The 13,300-nt window shown below is 69.6% G+C and carries 18 protein-coding genes; 7 read left to right on the forward strand and 11 right to left on the reverse strand.

Annotation, left to right across the window (positions count from 1 at the left end; translation table 11 throughout):
- The 6 genes from E9232_RS07695 to E9232_RS07720 form a co-directional block, all read left to right on the forward strand.
- A partial coding sequence (locus E9232_RS07695) for a zinc-binding dehydrogenase (RefSeq protein WP_309793165.1) occupies positions 1-681 on the forward strand: 681 nt, incomplete at its 5' end.
- Between the two features lie 36 nt (positions 682-717).
- Positions 718-1,707 (forward strand): ABC transporter substrate-binding protein, encoded by a 990-nt coding sequence (locus E9232_RS07700; RefSeq protein ID WP_309793166.1) that lies wholly within the window; start codon positions 718-720, stop codon positions 1,705-1,707.
- A complete protein-coding gene (locus E9232_RS07705) occupies positions 1,697-2,479 on the forward strand; it encodes an ABC transporter permease (protein WP_309793167.1) in 783 nt (260 codons plus the stop codon). The genes E9232_RS07700 and E9232_RS07705 overlap by 11 nt, the downstream gene beginning before the upstream one ends.
- Complete coding sequence (locus tag E9232_RS07710) at positions 2,476-3,222, forward strand: ABC transporter ATP-binding protein (protein ID WP_309793168.1); 747 nt, start codon at positions 2,476-2,478, stop codon at positions 3,220-3,222. The genes E9232_RS07705 and E9232_RS07710 overlap by 4 nt, the downstream gene beginning before the upstream one ends.
- Positions 3,223-3,282: 60 nt before the next feature.
- Positions 3,283-3,561 (forward strand): type II toxin-antitoxin system ParD family antitoxin, encoded by a 279-nt coding sequence (locus tag E9232_RS07715; protein WP_309793169.1) that lies wholly within the window; start codon positions 3,283-3,285, stop codon positions 3,559-3,561.
- Complete coding sequence (locus E9232_RS07720; protein ID WP_309793170.1) at positions 3,558-3,872, forward strand: type II toxin-antitoxin system RelE/ParE family toxin; 315 nt, start codon at positions 3,558-3,560, stop codon at positions 3,870-3,872. The genes E9232_RS07715 and E9232_RS07720 overlap by 4 nt, the downstream gene beginning before the upstream one ends.
- A gap of 3 nt (positions 3,873-3,875) precedes the next feature.
- On the opposite strand, the gene E9232_RS07725 is transcribed toward E9232_RS07720, so the two are convergent.
- The 10 genes from E9232_RS07725 to E9232_RS07765 form a co-directional block, all read right to left on the reverse strand.
- The gene (locus tag E9232_RS07725) at positions 3,876-4,421 is read right to left on the reverse strand and encodes a PQQ-dependent catabolism-associated CXXCW motif protein (RefSeq protein WP_309793172.1); all 546 of its coding nucleotides are present in this window, start codon (positions 4,419-4,421) and stop codon (positions 3,876-3,878) included.
- Positions 4,418-5,263, reverse strand: a complete 846-nt coding sequence (locus tag E9232_RS07730; RefSeq protein WP_309793173.1) for a substrate-binding domain-containing protein — start codon at positions 5,261-5,263, stop codon at positions 4,418-4,420. The genes E9232_RS07725 and E9232_RS07730 overlap by 4 nt, the downstream gene beginning before the upstream one ends.
- Positions 5,264-5,273: 10 nt before the next feature.
- Positions 5,274-5,840, reverse strand: a complete 567-nt coding sequence (locus tag E9232_RS07735; RefSeq protein ID WP_309793174.1) for a c-type cytochrome, methanol metabolism-related — start codon at positions 5,838-5,840, stop codon at positions 5,274-5,276.
- Positions 5,841-5,921: 81 nt separating this feature from the next.
- Positions 5,922-7,724 carry a methanol/ethanol family PQQ-dependent dehydrogenase gene (locus tag E9232_RS07740; RefSeq protein WP_309793175.1) on the reverse strand — a complete coding sequence of 601 codons (1,803 nt, stop codon included), beginning with the start codon at positions 7,722-7,724 and terminating at the stop codon, positions 5,922-5,924.
- A gap of 449 nt (positions 7,725-8,173) precedes the next feature.
- Positions 8,174-9,322 carry a pyrroloquinoline quinone biosynthesis protein PqqE gene (gene pqqE, locus E9232_RS07745; protein WP_309793176.1) on the reverse strand — a complete coding sequence of 383 codons (1,149 nt, stop codon included), beginning with the start codon at positions 9,320-9,322 and terminating at the stop codon, positions 8,174-8,176.
- On the reverse strand, positions 9,319-9,609 hold the full coding sequence (gene pqqD / locus E9232_RS07750) for a pyrroloquinoline quinone biosynthesis peptide chaperone PqqD (RefSeq protein WP_309793178.1): 291 nt from the start codon (positions 9,607-9,609) through the stop codon (positions 9,319-9,321). The genes pqqE and pqqD overlap by 4 nt, the downstream gene beginning before the upstream one ends.
- The gene (pqqC, locus tag E9232_RS07755; protein ID WP_441722401.1) at positions 9,606-10,358 is read right to left on the reverse strand and encodes a pyrroloquinoline-quinone synthase PqqC; all 753 of its coding nucleotides are present in this window, start codon (positions 10,356-10,358) and stop codon (positions 9,606-9,608) included. The genes pqqD and pqqC overlap by 4 nt, the downstream gene beginning before the upstream one ends.
- A 25-nt stretch (positions 10,359-10,383) precedes the next feature.
- The gene (gene pqqB, locus E9232_RS07760) at positions 10,384-11,301 is read right to left on the reverse strand and encodes a pyrroloquinoline quinone biosynthesis protein PqqB (protein WP_309793179.1); all 918 of its coding nucleotides are present in this window, start codon (positions 11,299-11,301) and stop codon (positions 10,384-10,386) included.
- A 57-nt stretch (positions 11,302-11,358) separates the two neighbouring features.
- On the reverse strand, positions 11,359-11,439 hold the full coding sequence (gene pqqA, locus E9232_RS35805; protein ID WP_374710610.1) for a pyrroloquinoline quinone precursor peptide PqqA: 81 nt from the start codon (positions 11,437-11,439) through the stop codon (positions 11,359-11,361).
- 111 nt (positions 11,440-11,550) lie between these two features.
- Positions 11,551-12,033, reverse strand: a complete 483-nt coding sequence (locus E9232_RS07765) for a hypothetical protein (protein ID WP_309793180.1) — start codon at positions 12,031-12,033, stop codon at positions 11,551-11,553.
- A gap of 83 nt (positions 12,034-12,116) precedes the next feature.
- Here E9232_RS07765 and E9232_RS07770 point away from each other — a divergent pair, with 83 nt between their 5' ends.
- Positions 12,117-12,464 carry a hypothetical protein gene (locus E9232_RS07770; RefSeq protein ID WP_309793181.1) on the forward strand — a complete coding sequence of 116 codons (348 nt, stop codon included), beginning with the start codon at positions 12,117-12,119 and terminating at the stop codon, positions 12,462-12,464.
- A 15-nt stretch (positions 12,465-12,479) separates the two neighbouring features.
- Here E9232_RS07770 and E9232_RS07775 read toward each other — a convergent pair whose 3' ends face one another.
- Complete coding sequence (locus E9232_RS07775; protein WP_309793183.1) at positions 12,480-13,295, reverse strand: quinoprotein dehydrogenase-associated SoxYZ-like carrier; 816 nt, start codon at positions 13,293-13,295, stop codon at positions 12,480-12,482.
- Positions 13,296-13,300 lie beyond the last annotated feature (5 nt).

A 13,300-nucleotide genomic window follows, 5' to 3' on the forward strand; every position in this document is an offset into this window, starting at 1 on the left:
ATCGCGCTGGCCAAGGTCAACCCGGACGCGCCCTTCGACAAGATCTGCTACATCGGCTGCGGCGTGACCACCGGCATCGGCGCGGTGATCAACACGGCGAAGGTCGAAGAGGGCGCGACCGCGATCGTGTTCGGGCTCGGCGGCATCGGGCTGAACGTGATCCAGGGCCTGCGGCTGGCCGGGGCCGACATGATCATCGGCGTCGACCTCAACAACTCGAAGAAGGAATGGGGCGAGCGCTTCGGCATGACCCATTTCGTGAACCCGAGCGAGGTCGAGGGCGACCTGGTGCCGTATCTGGTGAACCTGACCAAGCGTGGGGCGGACCAGATCGGCGGCGCGGACTACACCTTCGACTGCACCGGCAACACCAAGGTGATGCGGGCGGCACTGGAAGCGTCCCACCGCGGCTGGGGCCAGAGCATCGTGATCGGCGTGGCCGGGGCGGGGCAGGAGATTTCGACGCGGCCGTTCCAGCTGGTGACCGGGCGGGTGTGGAAGGGCTCGGCCTTCGGCGGGGCCCGGGGCCGCACCGACGTGCCGAAGATCGTCGACTGGTACATGTCGGGCAAGATCGAGATCGACGCGATGATCACCCACAAGCTGCCGCTCGAACGCATCAACGAAGGCTTCGACCTGATGCATGAGGGCAAGTCGATCCGCACCGTGGTCGAGTTCTGATGACCCTGCCGAGGTGCGCTCGGTAGAAGGATCACCATGACGCCCGTGATCGGTCGCCGCGGCCTCATGATCGGGGGCGCCGCCCTGGCCGCTTCCGCGGCCGGGCTGGCCCATGCCCAGGACCTGCCACGGGTCCGGGTCGGCACGCTGCAGTTCGGCACGGTGAACTGGGAGATCGCGGTGATCCGCGACGGGCTGGACCGCGGGCACGGCTTCGTGCTCGACCCGCTGGTGCTGGCCGACCAGGACGCCACGGCGATCGCGTTCCAGGCCGGCGAGGTCGACGCCATCGTCACCGACTGGATCTGGGTGGCACGGCAGCGCGACGCCGGGCGCGACTACACCTTCGTGCCCTGGTCGCTGACGGTCGGCGCGCTGATGGCCGATCCGAAGACCGGCATCCGCACCATCCACCATTTGCCGGGCAAGCGGCTCGGGGTCGCCGGCGGCGCCGACGACAAGAGCTGGGTGCTGATCCAGGCCTATGCCCGCAAGGTCGCCGGTATCGACCTGCCGCGCGCCGCCACGGTCAATTTCGCCGCCCCGCCGCTGTTGAACCAGCTGGCGTTGCGTGGCGACCTCGATGCCGTGCTCAACTTCTGGCAGTTCAACGCCCGGCTGGCGGCGAAGGGCTTCCAGCCGGTGGTCGAGATCGCCCGCATCCTGCCGGAACTTGGCCTCGACCGCCCGCCGCCGCTGCTCGGCTGGGTGTTCCGCGACAGCTGGGCGGCGCAGAATTCCGACCTGGCGCGCGGCTTCCTCGACGCCTCCTTCGCCGCCAAGGCGGTGATGAAGACGGATGATGCGGTGTGGCAGCGGCTGCGGCCGGAGATGAAGGCCGAGGACGAGGCGGTGTTCGCCGCCCTGCGCGACGGCTACCGCGCCGGCATCCCGTCCGGCGCCGGCCCGGCGGACGAGGCCGCGGCCGGGGCCGCGCTGCGCCTGATGGCCGGGATCACCCCGGCGGCGGTCGGCGGACTGGCGGCACTGCCGGCCGGCACCTTCTGGCCGGGCTATGGTCGCTGACGCGGTGCCGGCCGCCCTGGCGACCCCCGTCGGGCGGCGCTGGCGCTGGCTGCTGTCGCTGGCGATCCTGGCCGCTCTGTGGCAGGTCGCGGCGATGCTGGCTGGCAGCCCGGCACTGCCGCCGCCCGCGGCGGTCGCCGCCGCGGCCTGGCAGCACCTGGTCGACGGCGACCTGCTGCGCGACGTCGCCATCACCCTGGCGCGAGTCGCGGTCGCCTTCGCCGCCGCCATGCTGATCGGCAGCGTCGTCGGCTTCGTCCTCGGCCGCAGCCGGGTGCTGGACGAGCTGTTCGACGGCTGGCTGGTGATCGCGCTGAACATGCCGGCGCTGGTGACCATCGTGCTCTGCTACATCTGGTTCGGGCTGAACGAGGCGGCGGCGGTGGTCGCGGTCGCGGTCAACAAGGCGCCGCTGGTGGTGGCGATCACGCGCGAAGGCGCGCGGACGCTGGACCGGTCGCTGCTGGAGATGGCGCAGCTCTTCGCCATCCCGCGCGGCCGGGTGCTGCGGCGGATCGTGCTGCCGCAGCTGGCGCCCAGCCTGATGGCGGCCGCCCGCTCCGGCCTCGCCTTGACCTGGAAGATCGTGCTGGTGGTCGAGCTGCTGGGCCGGCCGAACGGCGTCGGATTCCAGATCCGCAGCTTCTTCAACTTCTTCGACATTGCCGGGATCCTGGCCTACACGCTGGTGTTTATTGCCGTGATCCTGGCGATCGAGGCCTGCATCCTGAAGCCGCTGGACCGCGCCGCCGGCCGCTGGCGGGCGCCGTGATCGGCGTCGCGCTGCACGGCATCCGCCGGCACTTCACCACCCCGGCCCGGCGCGACGTGCTGGATGGCGTCGACCTGGCGATTGCAGGCGGGGAGTTCGTCGCCCTGGTCGGGCCTTCGGGCCGTGGCAAGACCACGCTGCTGCGCATCCTGGCCGGGCTCGACACGGGACACCAGGGCCGGATCGACTGGCCGGACGGGCCGCCGCTGCGCCGCGCCGCGGTGTTCCAGGAACCGCGGCTGGTGCCCTGGCTCAGCCTGCTCGACAACCTGCTGCTGGTCGCCGACCGCGCGGCGGAGCCGCGGGCCCGGCAACTGCTGGCGGCGGTCGAGCTGGCGGGCAGCGAGGCCGCCTATCCCGGCCAGCTCTCCGGCGGCATGCAGCGCCGCGCCGCCCTGGCCCGGGCGCTGCTGGTCGACCCCGACCTGCTGCTGCTGGACGAGCCGCTGGTGTCGCTCGACCACGCCATGGCCGGGCGGATGCGGGCGCTGCTGGCCGACCATTGGCGTCGGCACCGGCCGACCGTGCTGCTGGTGACCCACGACCTGCACGAGGCGGTGGCCCTGGCCGACCGGGTGGTGGTGCTGGCCGCCGGCGCCGGCCGGGTGTCGCTGCAGCGCCGGATCGACCTGCCGCATCCGCGCGACCCGGACGATCCGCGGATCGACGCCATCGTGACGGCCCTGCTGCACTTCGACCCTGGGCTGGCGGTGGAGGAAGACGAGGCGGCGGATCGCGCCTGACTGCACCCTGGCCGGATCTGTGATAGTGTTCCATCCTATTGAATAGGATGGAGGCTGTCGTTGCGCACCACCCAGCAGTTCAGCGTTACCTTGCCGAACGAGATGGCGGACATGGTCCGGGCCAAGGTGTCGTCGGGCGAATATGCCAGCGAGAGCGAGGTGATCCGCGACGGGCTTCGTGCGCTTCAGGCCCGTGATCAGGCCCTCGAGAAATGGCTGCGTACCGAGGTCGCGGCCGCCTATGACGAAGCCAAGGCGAATCCGTCGAGCCTTATCGACGGCGAGCAGGTTCGCGAGCGGTTGGCCCAGTTGCGTGACCGGTCGACGAAGCGCCCGTGAAACGATTCCGCGTCCTCTATTCGGCACAGGCCGTCGACCAGCTGGAGGCGCTGTATCTATACATCGCGGAAGATACAGGACCGGATCGGGCGGCCGGCTATGTCGACGCGATCGCTGACTATTGCGACGGCCTTGAGACCTTTCCCCATCGGGGACAGCGTCGCGACGGCATCCGGCCGGGTCTGCGTCTCATCGGATTCCGGCGCCGGGTGACCATCGCCTTCACGGTCGAGGACGTCAGTGTGACCATCCTCGGCGTCTTCTATGGCGGACAGGATGTCGAGGCCGCGCTGCAAGCTGAAGACCCCTGACGGTCACTTCACCGGCAGCGGGACGTTCGGCAGGGTCGGGCGGTTGCCGGCGGTCCAGTCCTGCATGCCGCCGGGGAACCAGTGGACGGCGGTGTAGCCCTCGGCCACCGCGCGCCGGGCGGCGTTCCAGGACATCCAGCAATTCGCCTCGCAATAGAACACCAGCGGCCGGGCGTGGTCGCCCAGGGTCAGCGCTGCCAAGCTGTCGCGGAAATAGGCCTCCATCTCCGCCGACAGGGCGCCGAAGCCGGTGTTGGCCAGCCACACGCTGCCGGGGATGTCACGGCGCACCGGCGGGTGCCACAGCGTCTCGGGCGGCAGCTTGTCCGGCCGTGGCGGCTGCGGCAGCACGTCGATCAGCAGCACCGGGCCGGTGCGGATCAACTGTTCCAACGCAGCGGCGTCGACCACCGTCGCGCCGTGCAGTGTCGCCGGCACCGGGGCGCGGTAGTCCTCCATGCGGTAGCCGTCCGGCTCCGCCGTCTGGCCCAGCGCCGGGCCGGCGGCCAGCGCCAGGGCGAGAACGGCGAGGCGGAGAAGGCGGGTCATGGAACGGGCTGGCCGTGAGCGTCCAGCAGCGGCACGCCGTAATCCCTCAGGATCGCGTCGATTGCGGCCTTGTTCTCGCGCAGCAGCTGGTTGATCTGGTTCTTCCAGTCGTTCTCGCCCGGGCGCACGCCCATGGTGATGTAGAAGTCCAGCTTGGTGTCCTTGGGCTCGTTCACCAGCGGCGTCACCACCATGTCGTCGCCATGCTGCTTGGCGAAGTAGCCGGCAATCGGCCCCCACAGCACCGCGACGTCGATCTGCTTCGCGGCCAGGTCCTCGATCATCTGCTTGCCCGGCGCGTCGTAGCGGCTGTCGACGAACAGCGGATAGGGCCGCGCCTGCACCATCAGCCCGTTGCGCGCCGCCAGGTTGGCCGGCGGCGTGCCGGCGGTGATGCCGAGATGCAGCGTCTGCAGCCGCGGGTCGGCCAGGCCGGTCAGATCGGCCAGTCCGTCGGCCCGCCGCGTCACCAGGACATAGCCGGAGCGGTAATAGGGGTTGGTGTTCTGCACCATCTCGGCGCCGACGACGATGCCCATCACCAGGTCGCAGCGCCGGGCGCGCAACGTCATGCGCAGGAAGCCGGTCGAGTTCGGGAACCAGGTGTAGCGTACCGGCACGCCCAGCTTGGCGGCCAGGAGCTCGGCGATCTTGTTCTCGAAGCCCTCGCCCTTGTCGTTGGAGAAGGGCGGGTTGGCGGGGTCGGAACAGACCCGCAGCGCCGACCGGTCGATCGCCTCCGGCCGCGGCGGTTCGGCGCGCGACGGGGCGGGGGGCACACACACCATCGCGGCGCCGGCCAGGAGGCCGAGCGCCGCGATGCGCCGGAGGAGGGGGGGCATGCCGGGCGCCCTAGCCGGGCGTCCCCATGCAGGCGTTTTCAGCCGCGGCATAATCTGCGGACTTCTTCTCGAACTTGGCCGGCCGGCCGCGCCCGACGGCGCCGTCGGACCGGGCCTTGAGATAGGCGTAGATGTCGTTGATGTAGCACATCACGTTGGGGTCGGCCCCCAGCGACGGCATCTTCTTGTCGTTCGCCGTGTTCACCGTCTCCTTGCCGTTGACCACGGTGTCGAGGAACTGGTCGAAGCTGAGCGTCTTGAGGGAGTCGATCAGGGCCGGGGCGAAGCTGCTGCCCTCGCCGTCCGGCCCGTGGCAGACGTAGCAGATGCCGTTGTAGCGGCGGAATCCGTTGTAGACCGCCCAGTCGACCGTGCCGTCCGCGGCGATCTTGTAGGGCTTCTCCTCCTCCGCTGCCGGTGCGGTCGCCGCCGGGGCGGGGGCCGCCGCCGGGGCCGCAGGCTGTGCCGCCGGCGTGGCGCTGCTGTCCTGGGCGAAGGCCGCGGCGGTGAAGCCGCCGATCGCGATCAGGCTGCCGGCCATGACGGCGGCGCAAAGCAGGAAGGGACGGAAGGGCATCCTCGATCCTCTCGGATGGTCTGGTCGGGTCGCGAAGAAAAAGAAGGCGGGCCGAAGCCCGCCTTCAGGCACAGGGAGGCTTCAGTCGGGAAGGGCGAAGACGTTCAGGGTTCCGCCCAGCTGGGTGTACTGCGACAGGGACTGGTAGGCACCGACGGCGCCCAGACCTTCCTGCGGGTTGGTCAACCCTGCCGCCATGCCGATGCCGGCCCAGCCGCCGACGCCGGAGAGCACCGCGACGTACTGCTTGCCCTTGCTGGTGAAGGTGTTGATGTTGCCGATGATCCCCGAAGGGGTCTTGAACCGGTACAGCTCCTTGCCGGTCTTGGCGTCAACCGCCTTCAGATAGCCTTCCAGCGTGCCGTAGAAGACGACGCCGCCGGCCGTGGCCAGGGCCCCGCTCCACACCGAGAACGGCTCCGGGATCGACCACTCGATCTTGCCCTTCTCGGCGTCCCAGGCGATGAAGTTGCCGAGATGGTCGCCGCCCGGGGCCGGATACATGCTCAGGGTCGCGCCGACATAGGGCTGGCCGGCGGTGTAGGCCACCTTGTACGGCTCGTAATCCATGCAGACATGGTTGGTCGGCACGTAGAACAGGCCGGTCTCCGGCGAATAGGCCGCCGGCTGCTGGTCCTTCGACCCCAGCGCCGCCGGGCAGATGCCCTGCGAGTTGGTGTCCTCGCCATTGGCCTCGGTCGAGAACTTCTTGTCGCGCACCGGCAGGCCGGTCTTGAGGTCGACCTTGCTGGCCCAGTTGACCGCCGGATCGTACTTCTCGGCCACCAGCAGCTCGCCGGTGACGCGGTCCAGCGTGTAGCCGAAGCCGTTGCGGTCGAAATGGACCAGAACCTTGCGGTCCTTCCCGTCGAACTTCTTGTCGACCAGGATCATCTCGTTGACGCCGTCATAGTCCCACTCGTCATGGGGCGTCATCTGGTAGACCCACTTCGCCATGCCGGTGTCGGCGTCGCGGGCGAAGATGGTCATCGACCATTTGTTGTCGCCGGGGCGCTGCACCGGGTTCCAGGTGCTGGGGTTGCCCGAGCCGTAGTAGATCAGGTTGGTTTCTGGATCGTAGGAGGTCCACCCCCAGGTGGTGCCGCCGCCGATCTTCCACTGGTCGCCCTGCCAGGTCGAGGTGCCGGAATCCTTGCCCACCGGCTTGCCGAGCTCGGTCGTCTTGACCGGGTCCATCAGCGTGTCGGCATCGGGGCCCATCGACGAGGCGCGCCAGACCTGCTTGCCGGTCTTGATGTCGTAGGCCGTCAGATGGCCGCGGACGCCGAACTCGCCGCCGGAATTGCCGATCAGCACCTTGTCCTTGACCACCAGCGGCGCCGAGGTGCCGGTCTCGCCCTTGGTGGCGTCGCCGTCCTTGACGCTCCACACCACCTTGCCGGTCTTGGCGTCCAGCGCCACCACCGTGGTGTCGGCCTGGTGCAGGAAGATCATGCCGTCACCGTAGGCGACGCCGCGGTTGACCGTGTCGCAGCACATCACCGGGATGACGTTCGGATCCTGCTTCGGCTCGTACTTCCACAGGATCTTGCCGCTGTTGGCGAGATCCAGGGCATAGACCGTGTTGGGGAACGGCGCGTGGATGTACATGGTGTCGCCGATCACCAGCGGCCCGCCCTCATGGCCGCGCAGCACGCCGGTCGAGAACGACCAGGCGACCTGCAGGTTCTTCACATTCGCGGTGGTGATCTGCTTCAGCGCGCTGTAGCGGGTGTTGGCGTAGTTGCCCGCCGGCTGGGTCCACTGGTTCGGATCCTTCTGCAGCGTCAGCAGTTCGTCATTGGCCGACGCAACCGTCGGCAGGGCTGCCAGCGCGAACACAAGCGCCAAGGCGGACCCGGAAGTGCGCAGCAATCTGGGCATTCATTATCCTCCCATTGATCGCGATGCGGGATCCGCGGCAATGCCAGCGGCATGCCTGGGATCCGCCTCGACGGTCGTTCACGTCATCGGGCCCGGTCGTCATGGCCTCGTCTCCGGGCCTGCCGATGCTTCATTTGGAATACGACCACCATCAGTTTGCGGAAATTCGTAAATTTCAGTCAATCGCCAAACGCATAAAAGGGCATTGTTCTTTGGTATGAAGCCAATATTTCGCGACTGCGAAAATGTATCTGCTCTTATACCAAAGTCGAACAATCGAGTATTGCTGGGAACTGGAGAGAAATTCCCCGGGCGGGAATCGTCGGGATAGCGCGCCGCCGCAATGGAACGGCCGTCTTGGCGGGATTGTGCGCTGCAAAATCGACCAACAGTCCTGCTCGCCGGAGGTCTTGTTGAATACTGCGACGGCAACGGACCCGCCGCCGCAATCATCCCCGCGGGGCCGCCGCCGGCGCGGCCGCGGCCCGCAGGCGCCGATAGACGAAATCGGGCGGCGCCGGGCGGTGCGCGGCAGACTCGGCGAGATCAAGCATGGCGTCGTGGAAGGGCGACAGGGCGCAGGCCGGGTCGGTCGCATCGGCCCGGCCGGTCAGCGCCATGGCCTGGCAGCGGCAGCCGCCCCAGTCGATCTCGGCCTGCGGGCAGCCGCGGCACGGCTCGGGCATCCAGGCGGTGCCGCGGAAGCGCTGGAAGGCGTCGGACGCGGCCCAGATCTCGGCCAGCGGGCGGTCGCGCACCGATTCGAAGCCGAGGCCGGGGATGGTCTCGGCGGCGTGGCAGGGCAGCACCCTGCCGGTCGGGGTGATGTTCAGGAACTGCCGGCCCCAGCCGCCCATGCAGGCCTTGGGCCGCTGCGCATAGTAGTCCGGCACGACGTAGTCGATCACCAGCCGGCCGTGCAGCCGGTCCCGCGCCGCCGCCACCACGGCGCTGGCGCGGTCCAGCTGCTCCCGGCTCGGCATCAGCGCGTCGCGGTTCTTCAGGGCCCAGCCATAGTACTGGACATGGGCGACCTCCAGCCGGGCGGCGCCGATCTCGACCGCCAGGTCGATCATGGCGTCCAGCCGGTCGAGGTTCTGCCGGTGGACCACGGCGTTCAGGGTCAGCGGCAGGCCCGCCTCCGCCACCCAGCCGGCGAAGGCCAGCTTCTTCGGCTGGGCCCCGGGATAGTGGCCGATGCGCTCGGCCGAGGCCGGGTCGGTGTCCTGGATGCTCAGCTGGGCATGGTCCAGCCCGGCCTCGACCAGGCCCATGAAGCGGTCGCGGTCGATCGCGACGCCCGAGGTGATCAGGTTGGTGTAGAGGCCGGCGTCGCGGGCGCCGCGCACCAACTCCGCCAGGTCGCGGCGGATGGTCGGCTCGCCGCCGGAGAAGTGGATCTGCAGGATGCCCAGGGCCGCCGCCTCGCGCATCACCCGCAGCCACTCCGCGGTCGACAGCTCGTCGCGCGCCTGCTCCATCTCCAGCGGGTTCGAGCAGTAGGGGCATTGCAGCGGGCAGCGGTGGGTCAGCTCGAGCAGGGCCGCCAGCGGCGGTTCCGGCCGAGGGGGGATGCCGGTGGGGGCGATATGGGTCATGGCGCCATGATCCGCTTGGCCAGGAGGTCGGCGATCAGCCGGTCGACATCGGCCGCGACCTCGCCCGGCTCAGCCTCGAAGGTCTTGGCCAGGTCGGCCGTGATCTCGGCGATGGTGCTGGCGCCGTCGCAGCGCCGCACGATCTCATGGGCGATCTCGTCCAGCAGGATCACCCGCTCCGGCGCCAGCACGATCCAGCTCTGCCGCGCCTCGTCCCAGCGCATCCGGCAGCCGCGGGCCAGCCGCGGCCGGATGGCGGGGGCGGCGGGCTCGGCCGCGGCGCTCATCCCCGCCCCTCGGGCACGAAGGCGCCGGGCGGGATGTGGCCGGGCGCGACATAGGCGTGGTGCAGCGCGTCCAGCTGGGCCCACAGCACGTCGCATTTGAAGGTCAGGGCGGCCATCACGTCCTGCTGCTGGTCCGGCCGCCGCGCCTCGCGCCTGACATAGTCGAGGGCGAAATCCGAATCGCGCGGCGCCTGGGTCAGCCGCTTGTCGAAATAGGACAGGGCCTCGGGCGACACGAAGTCGTAATGGGCCAGCATGCCGGCGACGCGGTTGCCGATGATGGCCGGGGCGAACAGTTCGGTCAGCGACGAGGCGATCGCCTCCAGCAGCGTCTTTTCGCGCACGAAGCGGACATAGGCGTCCACGGCGAAGCGGGTCGCCGGCAGGATGCCGCGACCGTCGCTGACCGCGGCGCGGTCGAGGCCCAGCGCGTCGGTCAGATGCAGCCAGCGGGCGATGCCGCCGTCGCCCTCATGGTCGCCGTCATGGTCCTCGATCCGCCGGCGCCATTCCCGGCGCAGCGCCGGGTCCTCGGTGCGCGAGATCAGGGCGGCGTCCTTCAGCGGGATCCGGCTCTGGTAGTAGAACCGGTTCAGGGCCCAGGCCTGGACCTGGCCGCGGTCCAGCTTGCCGCCGTGCAGCAGGCCGTGGAACGGGTGGCGGTCGTGGTAGCGCTCGCGCCCGATCGCGCGCAGCGCCGCCTCCAGCTGGTCGGGGCTCATCGGTTCCGTCATCGCGGGCTCGGTCATCACGGAGTCCATTATCGCAGGGTCTTCATAGCGCGATCTCCATGCCATCCTCCGCCACCTCCCAGCCGGACGCGGTCAGGGCGGCGCGTTCGGGCGAGTCTTCGTCCAGCACCGGATTCGTGGTGTTGACATGGACCAGGACCTTGCGCCGCACGCCGAGATCGGCGAAAGCGGCCACGGTGCCGTCCGGCCCGTCGATGCTCATATGGCCCATGCGCTGCCCGGTCTTGGTGCCGACGCCGGTGGTGATCAGCTCGTCGTCCCGCCACAGCGTGCCGTCGAAGAACACCAGGGGCGACTGGCGCAGCCGGGCGCGCAGGGCCGGGGTCATCGCGGCGCAGCCGGGGATGTAGTGGAAGCGGGCGGGGCCGCAGGCGATCTCCAGCCCCATGGTCTCGTCCGCCGCGCCGGCCAGGTTGCTGCCGGCCTGGCCCTCCAGGTACAGCGGCACCTTGCCGGGCACCGGGAAGGCGGTGACGGTCAGGCCCAGCGCGCCGCCGGGGCCGGCGATCGGGAAGGGGTCGGCGGAGGTGACGCCGTGGCGTTCGACATGGCGCGGGTTCAGGGCGTCGAAGATCGGGTTGGCGGCCAGGGCGGCCAGCACCGGCGGGGCGGCCCACAGGGCGAAGGGCTGGGATTCGCGCATCGACAGCAGCCCGGCGACATGGTCGATCTCGCCGCTGGTCAGGATCACCGCCTCGATCGGGGAATGCCGCAGCCCGCCCCGCGGCCACAGCGCCGGGGTGTCGCCGACCTGCTGGCGGAAATCGGGCGAGGCGTTGACCAACAGCCAACGCTCGCCGTCGGCGCTGACGGCGAGGGACGCCTGGGTGCGCTTCTTGGCGCGCAGGCTGCCGGTGCGCACCCCGTGGCTGGTGGGCGCGTTGCAGTTCCATTGGGGGAAACCTCCGCCGGCGGCGGAACCGAGGACGACGATGCGCATGGTCTCAACCCCGCTTTCGGCAGCCTCGCCGGATCCGACGCACGGCGGAGGGTGGGATTAGACCTTCGCGCAGGCGTAGGCGTTGATCTCGCAGCCCACGGCGATTTCGCGGAGCTTGGGTGTCTTCCAACGCTTCATGGGGATCCTCCGTTGGTATCGTCTGCCTGGGGATAACGCCCCGACCGGGATGTTGGGTCCGGGGCGCGGCGCATCAAGGGCATCATGCGCCTTCCGCGGTTCAGGGGAATACTACTTTGGAGCCATGTCCGAGGTCTCCAGCCGCGGCGGCTCGCCCGGCCGGCAGGGCGGGATCAGCGGATGGGAGCCGAGACGGGCCAGGCGGATCGAGAGCTCCCGGATCGTCGGCGCGGTGTCGCGCAGCCAGCGGTACTGCACGTCATAGGCCTCGCGCTCGCGCTCCAGCCAGGCGGCGCAATCCGCTGCCGGCGCGCCGTGCGCCGCGGCGCGCTGCAGGAAATGGGTCAGCTCATGCACCAGGATGCTGGTGTCGGCAGCATCGCCGCCGATGCGCAGGCTGTCGTCCAGCGCGAGGGTGCCGTCGGCCTCGGCGAAGCCCAGCACGGCGCAGGGATGGGTGCAGGCCATCGCCTCCAGCGCCGCATGCGGCACCAGCGTCACCACCGGCGGGTCGGCCGGCACCTCATAGCCGGTGTAGCCGTGCACGGCGGCGAGCAGCCCGATGACCAGCGCCGCCGGGACCGCGCCGGTCATCGCGGCTTGTACTTTGGGAGCGATTGACCGGTCCGCGCCCCTTTGGTCTGCTGGCCACCCGACGCGACTTCGGAGCCTTCGCCATGAAGGGCTGCGCGGCCTTTTCGCTTCTCGCCCCGGCTGTCCTGTTCCTTGCCGTGCCCGATCCGGCGCGGGCCAATGACTACCCGACGCCGGTGGTGGCCGACTATGTGATCGGCTGCATGGCCAGCAACGGCGAGACCCAGGACATGCTGCAGCGCTGCTCCTGCAGCATCGACGCGGTATCCTCGATCCTGCCGTACCGCGACTACGAGAAGGCCGAGACCGTGCTGCGCATGCAGTTCGCGACCGGCGACCAGGCCGGCATCTTCCGCGAGATGACGTCGCTGAAGGCCATGGTCGACACCCTGCGGCTGGCGCAGATCGAAGCCGACTTCAGGTGTTTCTGAGCAACCCATCCCGGCTCACATCGCCGCAGGCACCGACCAGGCGCCGCTGAACACCAGCCCGTCCGAATCCTTGGCGGTCGCGGTCAGCCGCCCCGCCGCCGGCGGGGTGAAGCTGAACTCGATCATCGGGTTCTCGCTCAGCGAGATGTTGCCTTCGACCTGCATCAGCTCGGTGTCGCCGTAACGTACGTCGATGGTCTCGATGAACTTGGCCGGCACATAGGTGCGCTTGATCTGGTCCATCTGCATGCCCGAATAGTTCGGGTGGCGGATCAGCAGCTCGACCCGGCTCGGCGCGCCGATCTGCGCCGCGTCCAGGTTCTTCGTCCGCATCTCGCCGAGATGGGCCTCGGCCTCGTCGGGCGACTTGGTGGCGGGGGCGGAACAGCCGCCGGCCGCCTTGACGAAGGCGGCGGCGATGAACAGCCCGCCATCGGCGGTTTCGGCCACGGCGTGGATGTTGGTGTATTCGTTCACCCGCACCCGGGTGCCGATGGTCGGGTCGGCCAGCCCGTCCTTGAGGTGGAACACGGCGGCGACCGGGGCCGGGTTCTTGTCGACCACCAGGGTGATCGCGGTGACCTTCCCGGCCGGCATGTGCGCGGGGTCGAAGCGGATGGTCACCGGCACGATCGCGGCGTCATAGGCGCGGGAAGGGGCCTCGACCGCCATGAAGGCCGAGCCGTCGGCGATCGCCTTGTCGCCGAAGATCGCGGTCTTCAGGTCGGGCCAGGGGTCGTCCCCATCGGATTGAACGGGGGCCGCCCGGGCGGCCCCCGTGCCCAGCGTGGCCAGCGCGATCAGGGCCAGGGCCGCGGCGTGCTTCAGCATGGTCT

The sequence above is a fragment of the Inquilinus ginsengisoli genome (assembly GCF_031453975.1).
GTDB classification, from domain to species: domain Bacteria; phylum Pseudomonadota; class Alphaproteobacteria; order DSM-16000; family Inquilinaceae; genus Inquilinus; species Inquilinus ginsengisoli_A.